At 69.1% G+C, this 16,490-nt stretch carries 17 protein-coding genes; 9 read left to right on the plus strand and 8 right to left on the minus strand.

Features of this window, described 5'->3' with window-relative positions; all coding sequences use genetic code 11:
* Positions 1–213: 213 nt before the first annotated feature.
* Both LPC10_RS11435 and LPC10_RS11440 read right to left on the minus strand, forming a co-directional pair.
* Entirely contained in the window at positions 214–837 is a 624-nt protein-coding gene (locus tag LPC10_RS11435; protein ID WP_231346772.1) for a PilZ domain-containing protein, read from the minus strand.
* Between the two features lie 347 nt (positions 838–1,184).
* Entirely contained in the window at positions 1,185–1,820 is a 636-nt protein-coding gene (locus LPC10_RS11440; protein ID WP_231346773.1) for a PAS domain-containing protein, read from the minus strand.
* Between the two features lie 249 nt (positions 1,821–2,069).
* On the opposite strand from LPC10_RS11440, the gene LPC10_RS11445 reads away from it, so the two are divergent.
* The 3 genes from LPC10_RS11445 to LPC10_RS11455 all read left to right on the plus strand — a co-directional run bounded on the left by LPC10_RS11445 (position 2,070) and on the right by LPC10_RS11455 (position 4,671).
* Positions 2,070–2,894: a rhomboid family intramembrane serine protease gene (locus LPC10_RS11445; RefSeq protein WP_231346774.1), complete on the plus strand. Its 825-nt coding sequence runs from the start codon at positions 2,070–2,072 to the stop codon at positions 2,892–2,894.
* Positions 2,895–3,125: 231 nt separating this feature from the next.
* The gene (locus LPC10_RS11450; protein ID WP_231346775.1) at positions 3,126–4,010 is read left to right on the plus strand and encodes a transporter; all 885 of its coding nucleotides are present in this window, start codon (positions 3,126–3,128) and stop codon (positions 4,008–4,010) included.
* Positions 4,011–4,239: 229 nt separating this feature from the next.
* Complete coding sequence (locus LPC10_RS11455; RefSeq protein ID WP_231346776.1) at positions 4,240–4,671, plus strand: CBS domain-containing protein; 432 nt, start codon at positions 4,240–4,242, stop codon at positions 4,669–4,671.
* 36 nt (positions 4,672–4,707) lie between these two features.
* Here LPC10_RS11455 and LPC10_RS11460 read toward each other — a convergent pair whose 3' ends face one another.
* The 3 genes from LPC10_RS11460 to folE are packed head-to-tail and all read right to left on the minus strand — an operon-like array spanning position 4,708 to position 7,027.
* A complete protein-coding gene (locus LPC10_RS11460; RefSeq protein WP_231346777.1) occupies positions 4,708–5,778 on the minus strand; it encodes a patatin-like phospholipase family protein in 1,071 nt (356 codons plus the stop codon).
* Positions 5,775–6,197 carry a phosphoribosyl-AMP cyclohydrolase gene (gene hisI / locus LPC10_RS11465; protein ID WP_231346778.1) on the minus strand — a complete coding sequence of 141 codons (423 nt, stop codon included), beginning with the start codon at positions 6,195–6,197 and terminating at the stop codon, positions 5,775–5,777. The genes LPC10_RS11460 and hisI overlap by 4 nt, the downstream gene beginning before the upstream one ends.
* Before the next feature lie 20 nt (positions 6,198–6,217).
* Positions 6,218–7,027 carry a GTP cyclohydrolase I FolE gene (gene folE, locus LPC10_RS11470; RefSeq protein WP_231346779.1) on the minus strand — a complete coding sequence of 270 codons (810 nt, stop codon included), beginning with the start codon at positions 7,025–7,027 and terminating at the stop codon, positions 6,218–6,220.
* A gap of 224 nt (positions 7,028–7,251) precedes the next feature.
* Between folE and LPC10_RS11475 the strand changes: the two genes are divergently transcribed.
* Complete coding sequence (locus LPC10_RS11475; RefSeq protein ID WP_231346780.1) at positions 7,252–7,728, plus strand: iron-sulfur cluster assembly scaffold protein; 477 nt, start codon at positions 7,252–7,254, stop codon at positions 7,726–7,728.
* 106 nt (positions 7,729–7,834) lie between these two features.
* A complete protein-coding gene (gene yidD / locus LPC10_RS11480) occupies positions 7,835–8,155 on the plus strand; it encodes a membrane protein insertion efficiency factor YidD (protein WP_231347018.1) in 321 nt (106 codons plus the stop codon).
* A 102-nt stretch (positions 8,156–8,257) separates the two neighbouring features.
* Here yidD and LPC10_RS11485 read toward each other — a convergent pair whose 3' ends face one another.
* The 3 genes from LPC10_RS11485 to LPC10_RS11495 form a co-directional block, all read right to left on the minus strand.
* Positions 8,258–9,034, minus strand: coding sequence for a Bax inhibitor-1/YccA family protein (locus tag LPC10_RS11485; RefSeq protein WP_231346781.1), 777 nt, complete (start codon positions 9,032–9,034; stop codon positions 8,258–8,260).
* Positions 9,035–9,250: 216 nt separating this feature from the next.
* Positions 9,251–11,833, minus strand: a complete 2,583-nt coding sequence (locus LPC10_RS11490) for an ABC transporter permease (RefSeq protein WP_231346782.1) — start codon at positions 11,831–11,833, stop codon at positions 9,251–9,253.
* A gap of 135 nt (positions 11,834–11,968) precedes the next feature.
* Positions 11,969–13,384, minus strand: a complete 1,416-nt coding sequence (locus tag LPC10_RS11495; RefSeq protein WP_231346783.1) for a sensor histidine kinase — start codon at positions 13,382–13,384, stop codon at positions 11,969–11,971.
* 169 nt (positions 13,385–13,553) lie between these two features.
* Here LPC10_RS11495 and LPC10_RS11500 point away from each other — a divergent pair, with 169 nt between their 5' ends.
* From LPC10_RS11500 to rnc, 4 genes are all read left to right on the plus strand, one after another.
* On the plus strand, positions 13,554–14,303 hold the full coding sequence (locus LPC10_RS11500; protein ID WP_231346784.1) for a pyridoxine 5'-phosphate synthase: 750 nt from the start codon (positions 13,554–13,556) through the stop codon (positions 14,301–14,303).
* On the plus strand, positions 14,300–14,710 hold the full coding sequence (acpS, locus tag LPC10_RS11505) for a holo-ACP synthase (protein ID WP_231346785.1): 411 nt from the start codon (positions 14,300–14,302) through the stop codon (positions 14,708–14,710). Before LPC10_RS11500 ends, acpS begins: the two co-directional genes overlap by 4 nt.
* Positions 14,711–14,875: 165 nt before the next feature.
* The gene (gene lepB, locus LPC10_RS11510) at positions 14,876–15,682 is read left to right on the plus strand and encodes a signal peptidase I (RefSeq protein WP_231346786.1); all 807 of its coding nucleotides are present in this window, start codon (positions 14,876–14,878) and stop codon (positions 15,680–15,682) included.
* A complete protein-coding gene (rnc, locus tag LPC10_RS11515) occupies positions 15,645–16,475 on the plus strand; it encodes a ribonuclease III (RefSeq protein ID WP_370644701.1) in 831 nt (276 codons plus the stop codon). The genes lepB and rnc overlap by 38 nt, the downstream gene beginning before the upstream one ends.
* Positions 16,476–16,490: the final 15 nt, after the last annotated feature.

The following is a 16,490-nucleotide window of genomic DNA, read 5'->3' on the forward strand; positions in this document are numbered from 1 at the left end:
GCCGGTTCAGACCAGCCGACGTCGATTTGGGCGTCGCATCTCGGGCGTTTCCCCGTCCCCGCTGCATGGTCCGGGAATGACGGCGGTGCGCGGCTGAACAGCGTCTGTCGGCGCGTGAGCCCGCGGCTCGTGGGTCCGGCACCGGCCTGTACTCAAGCCGATGCGGCGGGTCCACCGCCAAGTGCTGCGAAGCGGGGCGGCCCCGCCCGGCGGTCAGAGCGTGATGCCCTCATGGAACCGGTCGGGGGAGATCGGCAGCATGAACTGGGCGCCGATGCCGCCCTCGAAGTAGCGCACCACCCGCCCCGGCGTGGATCCGACCATGATGTGCGTGCCGATCGGCGGCGAAGAGGAGGTCGCGAGCGCGACGCCCGACATTGAGATGTCGATGATGCGGGCGGCGATGAAGCGACCGCTCTCCAGGCGCAGGGTCACGCCGGGCTGGTGGGGCACGAGGCGCTCGTTGGTCCGGCCTTCCGGCAGGCCCAGGCTCTCCCGGTTGGCGAGCCACATGAGCTGTGAGGCGATCTTGTCGCGCTTGCGCGGCGTCGCGTTGATCCGCATCGCGAAGCCCCGCGGCGGGTGGCGCACGATCACGCCTTCCAGACGGCCGATCTGTTCGAGATACAGGATCACGCGCTCGCCGAGCGCGCCGATCACGGCGCAGGTCAGGCGGACGCCGCCCGGCGACATGTCCACGGTCTGGCAGGGATATTCCCGCCGGTCGGCCAGCATGTAGCGGCCGAGCAGAGTCGCGCGCACCCGCTGGTGCCGACGCTGTTCGGCGGCGTAATCCGGCAGAGCGGGGGCTGTCCCGGATCGGGAAAGCTCGGTCATGTCAGCTCGGCGGTCTCGATGTTCCGACCGAATCAGTAGCTGCGCCACGGTTACAAAAGGCTTGCATGCCGGCCAGAGGGCAGCCGCCGATCGCCAAGAATGGGGGATGATACCATTTCTGGTTGATCGCCTCGGATCGGCACCCACCGTCATTCCGGAGCGCTGACGACCGTCCGTGCCGGCAAGACGGCCGGCGCCGGCACGATCTCAGCCGCAGGCGGTCCGACACTCAGTCTGTACGGCCGTGCCCCTTCAGGGCGCGGCAGCGCCCCACGCATGTCGGCTGAGCGAGCATCGGAGCCGCCGTCTTCTTGAGCCGATCCTGCCTAAACCTGCGCAAAACGTCGCTATCGATCGATATGCTGCCGGATGCCGCGCCCACCCTCGTGGACCAGCAGGTGGCCGAACCGGACCGGACGGGCATCGTTGGCGGGTGCGGGTAGGGTCTCGACGAAGCTGCGCATCGCCGCCGGCTCCGGCGCGAACCCCTCGAGTACCCTCAGGGATACGGTCTGGAGGTGCAGGATCGGCCGGCTGCCGAGCCATGGCGGGATGTAATGCGGGCTCAGGGAGCCGAGAATGCGCGCTTGCGTCTTGCCGCGGTGGCGCAGCGGCAGGAGCAGCAATTCGAGGTCGAGGGTCTCGTTCCGCACCGTGACGCCGGTCAGTCCGGCCACCACGCCGACCGTGTCGCAGGCGACCGTCTCGATGAGATGCCAGGGATCGGTGAAGGGCGGGGACCGCTCGGCCCAGAGATCGACGAAGGCGCTGCCCCGCAATTCACGCCCGAACAGGGCGCACAGGCGGGTGCCGGCAAGGCGCACCGCACTCGTCCGCCGCGCCGGATCGGTTTCCAGGATGAAGCTGTCGGCGAGCAGGTTGCGGATCTCGCCGGGCTCGATCTCGCCGCGCTCCGGCGCAGCCCGCTCCCCGCGCAGCCGGTCCCAGTAGGCGTGAAGCTGACGACTTGTCGGATGCTTCATGGTGTTCCGCATCGGTACGGCCCAGGTCCGGATGGGCTCTGTTATGATCGGTCCGGCACGAAAAGCGTCCCCGCGCGCCGTTCGTGGTGATCGTCCGCACACCCTATGCCGTCCCATCCGGCCGCGCTCGCGCAACCCATCCTTAACCTTAACCGCGAATGGACGGATTTGCCTGCAATTGAGCGACCTCGCCCGATCCCGTGCCGATTGGATCTTGCAGCGCCGCGCTTCCCCCCGACATGGTGCAGCATGGATGCCTCCCCCGACCTGCCGCGCCAGGGCCGTGTGCCCGTCTTCAACCTGCCGGGAATCGTCACCGTCTCGATTGCGGTGCTGGCCGGGATCCACGTCGTCCGCAGCGTTCTGCCGAACGAGACCGACCTCTCGGTGCTGCTCAACCTCGCCTTCATCCCGGCGCGCTGGACCGCCGCCTTCGATCCCAACTCCGCGGCGGACATCATCCGGGCGGCGGGGGAGGGGGCGGGCGGACCCGAGATGGCCTCGGCCCGGCAGGAATTCGCCCGCTACCTCGTGGCCGATCCCTCGGCGATGCCCTGGACCGGGGCGACCTATGCCCTGCTGCACGGCTCCTGGATGCACCTGATCTTCAACGCGGTGTGGCTCGCCGTGTTCGGCACGCCGGTGGCGCGCCGCTACGGCGTGCTCCGCTACGGGCTGCTGGCGCTCGCGGGGATCGTGGCGGGCGCCGTCGTCCACCTTCTGGTCGATCCCTACAGCCTGATGCCGCTGGTCGGCGCCTCGGCCGGCATCTCGGCCCTGATGGCGGCGGCAGCCCGTTTCGTCTTCCAGCCTCCACCGCCCTTCGTGGCCGGCGCGCCCTGGCAATTGCCGCCACGGCCGCGGCTTCAGACCATTCCCGAATTGCTGCGCAACCGCTCTGCGGTTCTGTTCCTCGCGGTCTGGTTGGTCACCAACCTGCTGTTCGGGGTCCTGGCTCTGCCGCTCGGCGGCAGCGAAGGGCCGATCGCCTGGGATGCCCATCTCGGCGGCTTCGCCGCGGGCTTCTTCCTTCTGCCGCTGATGGAGAGAGGCCGCGCCGGAGGGCCGGGTTAGAGCCTCGTCACGCGGGCGCCCGCCGCGATCGAGTCCGGGCGATCAACAGGCCGCATCTCAAGCCTAGTACAGGGTCAGTCAGGCCAGGCTGTGTCCTTGCTGCCACGTTGTGTTCTTTTGCAATGGAGCCGGAAATAAAAGCAGCCACCCGTCCGTCGATGATGTGAACGAGAGCGGATTAAAAACGAACTAGCAAACAACTGCTCCGTTCCTGATGGAGAGTGGATCCCGGTGAAACATCGAGCAGCCGTCATCGCCCGTCTCGGGCTTGCCCTAACCGGCGTGTGGGGCCTCGGCGGCACAGCCGCTCATGCTGCCTCCGCTGCCCAGCCCGGACAGACCATCGGCGTGCCGTTCGGTGCGCCGTTTCCCAAGGGCTTCTACGCCGTGAACCTGTCGAGCTTCGGCGTGCGCGAGACCGCCCCGCGCGATTCCGAGAGCAACGTCAACCTGCCGACCCTGCTCTGGGCGACGCCCTTCTCCGTTCTCGGCGGGCAGGTTCAGTTCGTCTTCGTGGCGCCGATCGCCGCCTCCAGCGTGCGCGGCGCGCCCTACAACAGCGGCTGGGGCCAGCCGCTTCTCGCGGGACAGCTCGCCTGGGATCTCGGTGACGGCGTCGGCGTCAGCTACCTTCTCGGCGGCTACCTGCCCTGGGAAACCCGCTTCCTGACGCAGTCGGCCTCGCTGAGCCATCGCTTCGCGATCACCTACGCCGCCAACGACTGGGCGGTCACCGCCAACCTGCTCTACGGCCACATGCTGGAGACGCGCTCGCCCAACGGCGTGCTCTATCCCGACTACCTCAACCTCGACGTCACCCTGACGAAGAAGTTCGGCAAGTGGCAGGTCGGCCCGGTGGCCTTCGGCTCGGTCGATCTCAAGACCAACGTCGTCGGCTACCGGCAGCAGGGCCAAATCGCGGTGGGCGGCCTCGTCGGCTACAATTTCGGCTTCATGAACGTGCAGGGCTACATCACCCGCGATGTGGCCGAGCGCAATTACGGCGGCAAGGAAACCCGCGGCTGGCTGCGCATCGTCGTCCCGTTCCTGCAGGACAAGGGCGAGGCCCAGCCGAACCGCACGCTGATCACCCGCCGTCAGGCCGAGGGCCGCTGATCGGGCCGATCCGGCTCCATTCCAGGGAACTTCCTGCGGCCCGCCGGCCTCTCCTCCGGTGGGCCGTCTGCATTTTCGTGCAGGCCGGCTGTTGGTGGTCCGGCCTCGCCTGCTTGCCAGCACGGCCAAGACGCCACACAATCGTCCGAGAGAGCCGGGGCCAACCCGGCCGAGACGCTTATCGGCGCCGCGGGCTGACGGTGCAGCTCCCAGGGAGGGGAATTATAACATGACCGTTGCGCGTATCCTTGCAGAGAAAGGCGGCTCGGTGGTCACGGTGGCCCCGCACCGCACGATCGACGAGGCCATCCACCTTCTCGCCGAGAAGCGGATCGGCGCCCTCGTCGTGGGCGATGCCCAGGGCCGCGTGATCGGCATCCTGTCCGAGCGCGACGTGATGCGGGCGCTGGCGACCGAGGGCGCGGCGGCGCTCGACCGGCCGGTCTCGCACTACATGACCGAGAAGGTCGTCACCTGCACCCGACGGACGACGATCGAGGACGTGATGGAGACGATGACCAATGGCCGCTTCCGTCACCTTCCGGTGGTGGAGGAGGGGCATCTCGTCGGCGTCGTGTCGATCGGTGACGTGGTCGCGCGCCGCATCGCCGCCGTCGAGGCCGAGCATCAGGCGATGCGCGACTATATCACGATGGCCTGAGCGCGAACCGAGGCGACCCGAACGCGTTGCGGCGGCTCAACTCCGCGCCGCCGCACCCTCGATCATGCGCCGGATCTCCGGCAGCGCCGCTCGCACCGCCTGACGGCCGAGAGCGATGCCGTCGGCCGCCCGATGGAACTCGAACTGCCCGAACTCCGCCAGAAGCGGCCTGATCGCGACATCCGGCGGATCGCTGGCGAGCCGCGCCCGCGAGATCCGATCCTGGGTGATGTTGAAGGCGTCGAGCATGACGCGAGCGACGCCGGGGCTCGAGCGGCCGACGGACGGCGCCGCCGCGGCGCCGCGGCGGCGCATCAGACGATGGTTCATCAGGCGCTGGCTCGCCCCGCTCAGCAGCCCCCATCGGCCGCGGCGACGCACGGTGGCCTCCAGCGTCTGCTCGATCGCCCGCTCCACCGGCTCCTCGGCCTCGGTGATCACCGGGTCGTCCCGCTCGGGCCGGATCACCATCGCCGGAGCCCGTGTTTCGCAGGCGAGGTTCACGCAGATCACGAGGTCGGCGCCGAGTTCGCGGGCGAGGCGCACCGGTACGGGGTTGACCAGTGTCCCGTCCATCAGGAGACGCCCCTCGAGGGCGACCGGTGGGAAGATGCCGGGAATGGCGTAGGAGGCCCGCACCGCCTCGACGAGGGGGCCGCGCGATAGCCAGACCTCGTGTCCGGTGCCGAGTTCGGTCGCGACGCTCGCGAAGGCGAGGGGCAGATCCTCGATGCGGAAGCCTTCGAGTTCGCGCGAGAGGCGACGGCGCAGGCGCTCGCCGGCGATCAGGCCGGAACCGGTGATGCGCGGATCGAGCATGCCGACCACCCGGCGCCGGGTGAGCAAGAGCGCGAAATCCTTGAGCCTGTCGATGCGGCCGGCGGCGTACGCCCCGCCCACCACGGCGCCGATCGAACAGCCGGCCACGACCTCAGGGAAGATGCCGGCCTCCTCCAGCCCCTCGATCACGCCGATATGCGACCAGCCGCGGGCCGATCCGCCGCCGAGGGCGAGGCCGATGCGGGGAGAGCGGAAGCGGGGCACCACCGGTTCCACTGCCCCATCCGGAAAGCGGGAGGGGAGGGGCCGGGACGCCTCGAACATCATCGCTCCGGATCAGCGGGAACGAGGGTCACGGCGCCGGTCGCGGGGTCGCGCTCGATCGCGCGGTAGAAGCAGGAGCGGCGGCCGGTATGGCAGCAGCCGCCATCGCCGCCGACGTCGACCCGGATCAGGATCGCGTCCTGATCGCAATCGACCCGCATCTCGACGATCCGCTGAATCTGCCCGGAGGTGGCGCCCTTGTGCCAGAGTTCGCCGCGCGAGCGCGACCAGTACCACGCCTCGCCGGTCTCCAGCGTGCGGGCGAGCGCCTCGGCGTTCATGTGGGCGAGCATCAGCACGTGCCCGTTCCCCGCATCGACGGCGATGCAGGCCATGAGCCCGTCGGGGCCGAACCGGGGCGTCAGTCGCGCCCCTTCCTCGACCTCGGCGCGGGAGCTGGGAGAAGCGAATTGCTCGGTCATGATCGGGAGGCCCGGCCGCCTCAGCCCTTTTGATTCCGCACGAAGGTCAGGAAGCGGACCTGCTCGGACGGATCGCCCTTGTAGACGCCGCGGAACTGCGTGGTGATGGTGGAGACGCCGGCCTTCTGCACGCCGCGCATCGCCATGCAGAGATGCTCGGCCTCGACCATCACGGCGCAGCCGCGGGGCTGGAGGATGCTTTCGATGGTGTCGGCGATCTGGGCCGTCATCGTCTCCTGCGTCTGCAGGCGGCGGGCAAAGGCATCGACCACGCGGGCGAGCTTCGAGAGGCCGACCACGCCCTTGGTGGGGTAGTAGGCGATGTGGGCCAGCCCCATGAACGGCACCATGTGGTGCTCGCAATGAGAGTAGAACGGGATGTCGCGCACCAGCACGGCGTCCGAGTAGCCCTCGACCTCCTCGAACACCCGCTCCAGCAGGGCGTCGGCATCCATGCGGTAGCCGCCGAAGATCTGCTCGTAGGCCTTCACCACGCGGGCGGGCGTGTCGATCAGCCCCTCGCGGGTCGGGTCGTCGCCGGCCCAGCGCAATAGCGTGCGCACGGCGGCTTCCGCCTCCTGGCGGCTCGGGCGGCCGAGTGCCACTTCGTTCGGCACCCGCTGGGCCGATTCGGGCAAGGGGGCGATATCGGGCGCGCTCTCGGGGCGACCGGGATCGTTGGCGCCGCGCATCCCTTGCAGGCCGACCGCGCTCATGCGTCGCTCGTCGTCGCTCATGCCGTAGGACAGGGATTTGAGAGCGGCATCCATGGCATCTCCGGCCTTCGCCACACGCGCCTTCATGGTCGTGCTGTCGGGCTTGGCGTACATCGTCGATCCGTCCCGGCGTCTTAAACCATTTAAGTGCCGACGCCCTCGAACGATCCGAATCCTGGGCCAGGGCGTGACCGGGGTCGACGGTGCCATTCTCGCGGAATGGCGGTATCGCGCCTATATCGTCGCAATCGCGCCGTCGCGCAATGCGTGGCATGCGTATCTGGCTCAACGATTCCTTGAACCTTATCCAACGGACGCCCGCGAAAGGCGTGTCAGCGATGATCGACGACATCTACAACCGCCGCATCCTGGAACTGGCCGCCGACATTCCCCGTCTCGGCCGGCTTGAGGCGCCGGACGCCACCGCCACCGCCCATTCCAAGCTGTGCGGCTCGACCGTCACCGTCGATCTGACGCTCGACGCGGACGGCGTCACGGTCTCCGACTTCGCCCATGACGTGAAAGCCTGTGCGCTAGGCCAGGCCTCTTCCTCGCTGATGGCCCGCCACGTCGTCGGCGCCACCGCCGACGAGCTGCGCGCCGTCCGCGCCCGGATGCGGGACATGCTGAAGGAGAACGGTCCGGCGCCGGACGGAAAGTGGGCCGACCTCGCCGTGCTGGAGCCGGTGCGCGATTTCCGCGCCCGCCATGCCTCGACGCTCCTGACCTTCGACGCCGTGGTGGACGCCCTCGATCAGGCCGCCGCGCGGAAGAAGTCCGGTGAGAACGGCTCCGGCGCAACCGAGGCGGCCTAGAGCATCACCCCGAAAGGTGGTCGCCGGCTTTCGGAAAAAGATGATGCAAAACAAGAATCTCGAGCATCGTCCTGGATCCGATATCCAGGACGATGCTCAAGCCGCCATGGTTCGCCGGGCGGCACATTGGGCCATTCGTGGCTATCAGCTCACCCTCTCCGGGCTGATCGGGCGCCAGTGCCGGCACTGGCCGTCGTGCTCGAGCTACGCCGACGAGGCGATCCAGCGGCACGGCCTCTGGGCCGGCGGCTGGATCGGTGTCGCCCGCATCTGCCGTTGCGGCCCGTTCGGCACCCATGGCATCGACCTCGTGCCCGAGCGTCTGCCGGCAGGCGCCACCTGGCACCGGCCCTGGTCCTACGGCCGCTGGCGCGGCGTCGAGGCGCCGCCGCCGCTGGTCTGCGAGGCGGTGGAGGAGGGGAAGTAGCCAGCCCCTCCCCCTCTGCGGGGGAGGGCAGGGACCTGCGCGCATGAAAAAGCCCCGGCTTTTCGGCCGGGGCTCTCTCGTTTCAGAGTCTTGCACCGTCGCTTAGCGGCGGTCGCCCAGCAGCTGCATCAGGAACTGGAACATGTTGATGAAGTCCAGGTACAGCGTCAGCGCGCCGTTGACAGACATCTTGGCCGCGCCCTCGGCGTCGAAGCCACTGTAGAGGTACATCTCCTTGAGCTTCTGCGTGTCGTAGGCGGTCAGGCCGGCGAAGATGAGCACGCCGAGCACCGAGATCGCGAACTGAAGCGCGGAAGAGGCCAGGAAGATGTTCACCAGCGAGGCGATGATGATGCCGATCAGGCCCATGATCAGGAACGAGCCCATGCCCGACAGGCTACGCTTCGTCGTGTAGCCGTAGAGGCTCAGGCCACCGAAGGTCGCCGCCGTGATGAAGAACACCCGCACCACACTGGCGCCCGTGAACGCGAGCAGCAGGGTGGACAGCGAGGCGCCCATCACCGCAGCGAAGGCCCAGAACGCCGTCCGTGCCGAAGCCGCCGACATCCGGTCCATCCGGAAGGTGAACACGAAGATGAAGGCGAGCGGCGCCAGCATCAGGACGTACTTGAACCAAGAGCCGTAGATGAACACGCCCAACTGGTTGAGCGGGATGCCCTTGTAGTTGGCGACGATCGTCCCGGTCTGGACGGCCATGTTGAGGGCCAGCGCCACGAGACCCGAAATCCCGAGGCCGACGACCATGTTGTTGTAGACGCCCAGCATGAAGCTGCGCAGGCCCTGGTCGACTTCGACCTGAGAGCCGGCGTACCCCTGCGGCTGGGCGCCGTAGCGGAACGGGCTGTTGTCGAATGCCATGAAAGTTTCCCTTGGAAGCTCTCGGCGTGGAGTTTGTCGAGGTCCACACGCAACCCCTGGCGCGTCGAGCGCGCCTCGTGGCCGAATATGTTCGCTGGAACAGTCACAAACAAGTGGGGCTCAGCCGAATGGCCGCGTTTTCAAGCCTTACAGCGGCGTGAGATTTTTATGATTCTTTGTGGATTAAACCTGCTCTTCGAACGTGATTAAGCATCTTCAAAACTGCCGCAGGTAAGGTGCCGGCTTCTGCCCGAGGATGCGCCATGTCCCCGCGAGCCCGGCCCCGATCGCGAAGATAACGGCGAACGCGGCCACCGCCAGCGCCCCGGCGGGATCGGGTGCGAAATCGAGGCGCATGACGCGGGAGACGATGACCCAGCCCGCGGCCGAACCGGCCAGGATGCCGAAGAAGGCGGTGGCGAGCCCCAATGCGCCGTATTCGAGGGCGTAGGCCGAGAGCAGGCGCATCCGCGTGGCGCCGAGAACCTTCAGCACCACCGCGTCGTAGAGACGAGCGCGGTGGCCGGCGGCGAGCGCGCCGGCGAGCACCAGAAGGCTCGCCAGCACGGCGACGACGCTGGCGCCGCGGATCGCGAGCACCAGCTTGTGGACGAGGTCGTTGACCGCCTCCAGCGCGTCCTTCACCCGCACGCTCGTCACCGAGGGGAAGGCTTTTGCCGCGTCGCGCACCACCTCCGCCTCCAGCTTCGGGTCGGGCCCGTCGGGCAGGGTCAGGGTGGCGAGATCGGCGTGCGGCGCACCCCGGAAGGTGCCGGGCGAGAACACCATCACGAAGTTGATGCCGAGCGAGCGCCACTCGATCTTGCGCAGGTTGGCGATCCGAGCGGTGATCGAACGGCCGAGCACGTTCACCGTGATCGTGCTGCCGACCTTGAGCCCCAGTGAGCGCGCCAGCTCGACATCGAAGGAGACGAGCGGCTTGCGACCCTCTTCCTCGTTCCACCACGTGCCTTCGATGATCGACGAGCCGTCGGGCGGCGTCTCGGCGTAGGTGATGCCCCGGTCGCCATCGAGCACCCAGGCGGCGTCCTCCGGCGGCTTGATCTGGCCGGCCGGCACGCCGTTCAGCGCGGTGATGCGGCCGCGCATCATCGGCACCCGCTCGATCTTGGCATTCGGCGCATGCGCCCCGAGAAAAGCCGAGAAGGCCTCCGCGTCGCGCGAGGGCACGTCGAGGAAGAACAGGCTCGGGGCGCGGCCCGGCAGCGAGCTTTCGAGCGCGCGGGTGATGTTGCTGTCGATGGCGCTGAGCGTCACCAGGAGCGTCGTGCCGAGGCCGAGCGAGAGCACCACCGCCGGGGTCAGGGCGCCGGGGCGGTGGAGGTTGGCCAGCGCCATGCGCGGCACCATGCCCTTCGGCCGGGGCAGGCGGGCGGCCAGCGCCATCAGCCCCGTGGCGACGAGACGCAAAGCCCCGAAGGCGAGTGCCGCCGCCGCCATGAAGATCAGCGCGACCTTGCGGTCGAAGGCCGTGAACAGGGCCAGACCCGCAAGCGCGAGCAGGGCGGCGCCGAGCACCGCGAGATAGCGCCAGCGCGGCCGGCGCGCGGACGGATCGACGGCGTCGCGAAACAGCCCGGCGACGGAGATGTCATGAGCGCGGCCGAGCGGGAGGATCGCGAAGGCCAGCGCGGTCAGGAGGCCGTAGGCGCCCGCGAGCGCGAGGCGGGCCGGGGCGATCTCGGGGTTGAGCGGCAGCGGAAGCTGGTCACGCAGGGCCAGATCGAGTGCGAACGGCAGGGCCGCGCCGATGGCGAGACCCAGCAGGGTGCTGACGGCGGCGATCAGCATCACCTGGATCAGGTAGAGTCCGACCACCTGCGAGCCCGGCGCGCCAACACTCTTGAGGGTGGCGATGGAGGCCTGCTTGCCATCGACGAAGGCACGCACGGCATTGGCGACCCCGACCCCGCCGACGATGAGGGCGGTGAGACCGACGAGGGTCAGGAACTGCGTGAAGCGCTCGATGCCCTTGGCGAAGCGCGGGTCGGCGTTGTCGCGCGCGCGCATCTCGAAGCCCGCCTCCGGCAGGGCCTTCTGCACCGCCGCGTTGACGGCGGTCAGCCGCGCATCGTCGGCCTTCGGCAGTTGCAGGCGGTAGGTGAAGCGGTTGAGGCTGCCGGGCTGGACCAGACCGGTGGCGCGGAGCGCCGCGAGCGAGACGAGCAGGCGCGGCCCGAAGCCGATGCCGGAGCCGATCCGGTCGGGCTCTGAGACGAGGGCGGCGCGGATCTGGATCGGAAAGCCGCCGAGCGTCACCCGCTCGCCGACCTTGAGCCCGAGGCGCGTCAGCAGCGCCGGGTCTGCCACCGCGCCGTAGAGGCCGTCCCGCTCGGTCATGAGCGCCTGCACCGGCGCCGGTGGATCGGTCTCGACCGCGCCGACCGCCGGATAGCTCGGATCGACCGCCTTCAGCTCGACCAGGGCCGCGCTGCCGTCACCGGCCACCGCCATGGCCCGCAGGCTCGCCACCTCCGAGACGGGCGCCTGACCGTCGAGGACGGCGCGCTCGGCCGGCGTCGCCTCCCGGTTGATCAGGCTGTAGGTGATGTCGCCGCCCAGAATCCGACGCCCCTCGCGCCCGAGCCCGCCGGACAGCGAGGCGGCGATCGAGGTCACGCCGCTGATCGCGGCCACACCCAGCGCGATGCAGGCGATGAACACGCGGAAGCCGGCAAGCCCCCCGCGCAGCTCGCGCAGCGCCAGCCGCAGGGTCAGCGGCAGCCGGGAGGGCGGGGCCGGCTTCGGTAAATCCGGCTGGGTCAGCGTGCCGTGCATCGGGACTCGAGCATTTCGTCGCCGGTCGGGCCGGCCGGGCCAATCTGGTCATTGGCGCGGCCGGCGCAACTGCCCGCACCGCCGCATCGGGATGACGTGGGTGGGATGACGTGGGCGGGACGGCACGGGGCAGGGTCACGGCACGCTCACGGGAAGATCGATCGTCACCTGGGTGCCGCCGCCTTCCTCACTCGCGATCCTGATCTGCCCGCGCAGGGTCGAGACCACGAGATTGTAGACGATGTGCAGGCCGAGCCCGGTGCTGCCCTTGTCGCGACCGGTCGTGAAGAACGGATCGAAGATGCGCTGCAGGTTCTCCCTCGGGATCCCGCGCCCGTCATCCCGCACCACCATCCTGATCTGTGTCTCGCCCAGCCGGGTCACGTCGATCGTGAGCGTGCCGGGGCGGTCCGCGTCGAAGGCGTGGACGCTGGCGTTGAGCGCGAGGTTGCTGACGATCTGCGCCAGCGCACCAGGATAGGAATCGAGCACGATGCCGTCGGGACAGGCGAGCCGGACCGCGTGGCCCTTGCGCCGCAGGACCGGATCGAGCGTGCTCATCAGCTCCGCGAGCCAGGACCGGACCTCGAAGCGGCGCCGGTCCTCCGTCGCCTGATCGACCGCGACCTGCTTGAAATTGTGCACCAGATCGGCGGCCCGCGTCAGGTTGGCGAAGACCAGGGCCGCGCCTTCGCCGAGCCGCTCGACGCTCTGCGTCAGGTCCGAGCGGCGGATCTGGCCGGAGGCGATGGTCCGGCGCAGCCGGGCGAGGTCGTGGTCGAAGGCGGTCGAAGTCGTCAGCGCGAGGCCGATCGGTGTGTTGATCTCGTGCGCCACACCCGCCACGAGCTGACTCAGCGCGGCGAGTTTCTCGGCCTGGACCAGATGGGCCTGGGCGGCCCGCAATTCGGAGAGCCGCGCCTCCGAGCGTTCCGTCTCGACCTGCAATTCCTGCGTCGTCCGGAACTGGCGCCGGGCGCGGAACTCGCGCGCCGCGACCCCGTAGAACGAGAGCGAGTAGGCGGCGCCGAGCTCGGCATTGTTCACCAGCGCCAGACCGGGATTGTCGTGCGCCGCGATCGTCTCGAACAGGGCAAAGCAGGCCCAGGTCAGGACGGCGAAGACCGAAAACGAGGGCACCCGCAGCGGCAGCAGCGTCGAGACGAACAGGATCACCACGATCAGGCCCGCCGCGCCGTGGTCGAAGCTCGGTCGCAGGAAGACGTAGATCACGCTGAGCACGCAGCCCGGCACCACGCAGTAGACGAGGTAGATCTGTTCCGCGAAGGGCCGGGCGCCCGGCCGGGTCAGCAGCAGGGTCGCGGGCAGCAGGACCAGAACGGCCACGGCGAGCCGGAGCGCGGTGGCGACCGCCCAGGCGTCCGGGCTGAGGATCCAGTCCATGGCCGAGAACGAGCAGTAGACGAAGGCGCCGAGCACCATCGCGGCCTGCGTGCGGCCGAGGTCATGCAGCGTGAAGCTGCGGACGAACGACCGTTCCTCGTCCGGGTTGTCGAAGCGAAGGCCGAGCTGAATCAGCAGCTTGTGCATCGACTCAGAGCTATACGCCGACAGCGGGCTCGGGCGACGCGAAACCCTGGTCCGTCCCGTGCCTATCCCCAATCCTTCGACGTGTCCGAGCGTCCCAGGACCCTTCCAAGGTCCGGCGGCAGCCGCTACACCGTCACCCCATCGGTCCGCCATGCATCGGAAGCCAGCCGTGTCGTCCCTGCGCCTGGGCGTGAACATCGATCACGTCGCCACCGTCCGCAACGCCCGCGGCGGGTTCGCGCCCGATCCGGTGCGCGCCGCCCATGAGGCCGTGGCGGCGGGCGCCGACGGGATCACCGCCCATCTGCGCGAGGACCGCCGGCATATCCGCGACCCCGACATCGCGGCGCTGAGAAAGCTGCCGGTGCCGCTCAACCTCGAAATGGCGGCGACCGACGAGATGGTCGGCATCGCGCTCGCCACGCGGCCGCACGCCGCCTGCCTCGTGCCGGAGAAGCGCGAGGAGCGCACCACCGAGGGCGGCCTCGACATCATCGCCGGCCGCGCGCACCTGGCCCCGCGCATCGCGACCCTGGCGGAGGCCGGCATTCGCGTCTCGCTGTTCGTCGAGCCCGACGAGGCGGTGATGGACGCCGCCCACGCGCTGCGCGCCCCCGTGGTCGAGCTGCATACCGGCTCCTATTGCGAGGCGGTGATCGAGGGCGACCAGCCCCGAATCGCCCGTGAACTCGACCGGATCGTGCGCGCCAGCGCCCACGGCGCCGCGCTCGGCCTGGAGATCCATGCTGGCCACGGTCTCACCGTCGAGAGCGTCGGCCCGGTGGCGGCGCTGCCGCAGATCCGCGAGCTGAATATCGGCCATGCGCTGATCGCCGAGGCGATCTTCGTCGGCCTGCGGCAAGCGGTCCATGACATGCGCGCGGCGATGGACCGGGCGCGGCGGCAGGCCGAGCCGTGATCCTCGGTATCGGCACCGACCTCTGCGACATCCGCCGGATCGCGTCCTCGCTCGAACGCTTCGGCGATCGCTTCACCCACCGCGTCTTCACCGATGGCGAGCGGGCGAAATGCGACCGGCGCGCCGCCCGCGCGCCCTCCTACGCCCGGCGTTTCGCCGCCAAGGAAGCCTGCGCCAAGGCGCTCGGCACCGGCATGAGCCAGGGCGTGTTCTGGCGCGACATGGAAGTGGTCAACCTGCCCAGCGGCCAGCCGACCCTGAACCTAACCGGAGGTGCGCGGGAACACCTCGCCCGCATGGTGCCGCAGGGGTACGAGGCGCGCCTCCATCTCACCCTCACCGACGAGCCGCCCCTGGCGCAAGCCTTCGTGATTATTGAGGCCGTGCCTCTCGCAACATCGTCATAGATCGCGGTATCGGCCCCGGCATCGGCTTTTGCGGTTTCCTACGCCTCCATCCTCCGCGTTGCGGGGCGGCGCGGCTTAGTCTAGACCCGCCGCCCAGCACGACAGTCCACCGGCCCATGGGCAGCGGCTGCCGAACGACACGGCGGGGCCGGAGGCACACCACTCATGGATACAGGACAAGCGCGCGTGGACCGCGAGGGCAAGACGGAGATCCGGACGGCCGAGCCCGGAACCTGGGCCAGCATCCGGGAAACCGTGAAGGTCGGCGTTCAGGCGCTGCTGATCGCGCTCGTGGTGCGGACGCTGCTGTTCCAGCCGTTCAACATCCCCTCGGGCTCACTGATCCCGACGCTCTTGATCGGCGATTACCTGTTCGTCTCGAAATACACCTACGGCTACTCGAAATACTCGCTGCCGCTGTCCGAGTACCTGCCGTTCCAGGCGCATGGCCGGGTCTGGGCGGCCGAGCCGAAGCGCGGCGACATCGCCGTGTTCAAGCTGCCGAAGGACAACGCGACCGACTACATCAAGCGGGTGATCGGCCTGCCGGGCGACAAGATCCAGGTGGTCGACGGCGTGCTCAACATCAACGGCAAGCCGGTCAAGCGCGAGCGCATCGCCGATTACGAGACGCTCGACGCCTTCGACCAGGTGGTGAAGGTGCCGCAATACATGGAGACGCTGCCGGGCGGCGTGACGCACCGGGTGATCGAGCGCGACGGCGACCGCGGATTCTGGGACAACACCGTGGTCTACACGGTCCCGGCCGGCCACTTCTTCATGATGGGCGACAACCGCGACAACTCGACCGATTCGCGCGACCTCGCCAGCGTCGGCTACGTGCCGTTCGAGAACTTCGTCGGCCGGGCCGAGATGATCTTCTTCTCCATCGACGAGCGCACGCCCGCTTGGCAGCTCTGGCGCTGGCCTTCGGATGTGCGCTGGGGCCGCATCTTCTCGACGATCCACTGATGTGACGAACAAGCAGACCCCAACGGGCGACGCCGACACTCCGACTCCCTTATCCAGCCGCGCCCGGCGCGCGCACCGTCCTCGGCCGAGCCTCGCTGTGCTCGAAGAGCGCATCGGCCACGTCTTCGCCGACCCCACCCTGCTGCCGCTCGCGCTCACCCATGTGAGCAAGGCCGGCCAGTCGGGCCGGGTCGGCAGCTACCAGCGCCTCGAATTCCTGGGCGACCGCGTGCTCGGGCTCGCGGTCGCCGAGACGCTGTACCGGGCGCTGCCCGATGCAGAAGAGGGCGAGCTGTCGCGCCGCCTCGCCGGCCTCGTGCGGCGCGAGACCTGTGCCGCGGTGGCCGAGGCCTGGGAGGTCGGGCCGCATCTGAACCTCGGCCCCGGCGAGATCCAGACCGGCGGCCGGCGCAACCAGACCATCCTGGCCGATGTCTGCGAGGCGATCCTCGGCGCGGTGTTTCTCGATGCCGGCTACGAGGCGACGCGCGCGATCGTGCAGCGCGCCTTCCGCCCCGGTGAGGAGACCGCAGCACCGCGCGGGCGCGACGCAAAATCGGCCTTGCAGGAATGGGCGATGGCGCGCAGCCTCGCGATCCCCGTCTACGAGGTGGTGGAGCGTTCCGGCCCCGACCATGCGCCGGTCTTCCGGATCGCGGTGCGGGTCGAGGGCATTGAACCGGGATACGGCGAAGGCGCCTCGAAGCGCGTGGCGGAGCAGGAAGCGGCCCGCGCCGTCCTCGCCCGCGAGAAAATCGGCGGGACGCAAGGACAGGATGGATCAGGTGGTTAGGTCGCGAATGGTCGG

Origin of the sequence: Methylorubrum sp. B1-46 (assembly GCF_021117295.1) — a bacterium.
Classification (GTDB): Bacteria; Pseudomonadota; Alphaproteobacteria; order Rhizobiales; family Beijerinckiaceae; genus Methylobacterium.

Excerpts from the sequence above, each read along its gene's own strand:
- LPC10_RS11435 (WP_231346772.1), bottom strand. The coding sequence starts at position 837 with ATGACCGAGCTTTCCCGATCCGGGACAGCCCCCGCTCTGCCGGATTAC.
- LPC10_RS11440 (WP_231346773.1), bottom strand. The coding sequence starts at position 1,820 with ATGAAGCATCCGACAAGTCGTCAGCTTCACGCCTACTGGGACCGGCTG.
- LPC10_RS11445 (WP_231346774.1), top strand. The coding sequence starts at position 2,070 with ATGGATGCCTCCCCCGACCTGCCGCGCCAGGGCCGTGTGCCCGTCTTC.
- LPC10_RS11455 (WP_231346776.1), top strand. The coding sequence starts at position 4,240 with ATGACCGTTGCGCGTATCCTTGCAGAGAAAGGCGGCTCGGTGGTCACG.
- LPC10_RS11460 (WP_231346777.1), bottom strand. The coding sequence starts at position 5,778 with ATGATGTTCGAGGCGTCCCGGCCCCTCCCCTCCCGCTTTCCGGATGGG.
- hisI (WP_231346778.1), bottom strand. The coding sequence starts at position 6,197 with ATGACCGAGCAATTCGCTTCTCCCAGCTCCCGCGCCGAGGTCGAGGAA.
- folE (WP_231346779.1), bottom strand. The coding sequence starts at position 7,027 with ATGTACGCCAAGCCCGACAGCACGACCATGAAGGCGCGTGTGGCGAAG.
- LPC10_RS11475 (WP_231346780.1), top strand. The coding sequence starts at position 7,252 with ATGATCGACGACATCTACAACCGCCGCATCCTGGAACTGGCCGCCGAC.
- yidD (WP_231347018.1), top strand. The coding sequence starts at position 7,835 with ATGGTTCGCCGGGCGGCACATTGGGCCATTCGTGGCTATCAGCTCACC.
- LPC10_RS11485 (WP_231346781.1), bottom strand. The coding sequence starts at position 9,034 with ATGGCATTCGACAACAGCCCGTTCCGCTACGGCGCCCAGCCGCAGGGG.
- LPC10_RS11490 (WP_231346782.1), bottom strand. The coding sequence starts at position 11,833 with ATGCACGGCACGCTGACCCAGCCGGATTTACCGAAGCCGGCCCCGCCC.
- LPC10_RS11495 (WP_231346783.1), bottom strand. The coding sequence starts at position 13,384 with ATGCACAAGCTGCTGATTCAGCTCGGCCTTCGCTTCGACAACCCGGAC.
- lepB (WP_231346786.1), top strand. The coding sequence starts at position 14,876 with ATGGATACAGGACAAGCGCGCGTGGACCGCGAGGGCAAGACGGAGATC.
- rnc (WP_370644701.1), top strand. The coding sequence starts at position 15,645 with ATGTGCGCTGGGGCCGCATCTTCTCGACGATCCACTGATGTGACGAAC.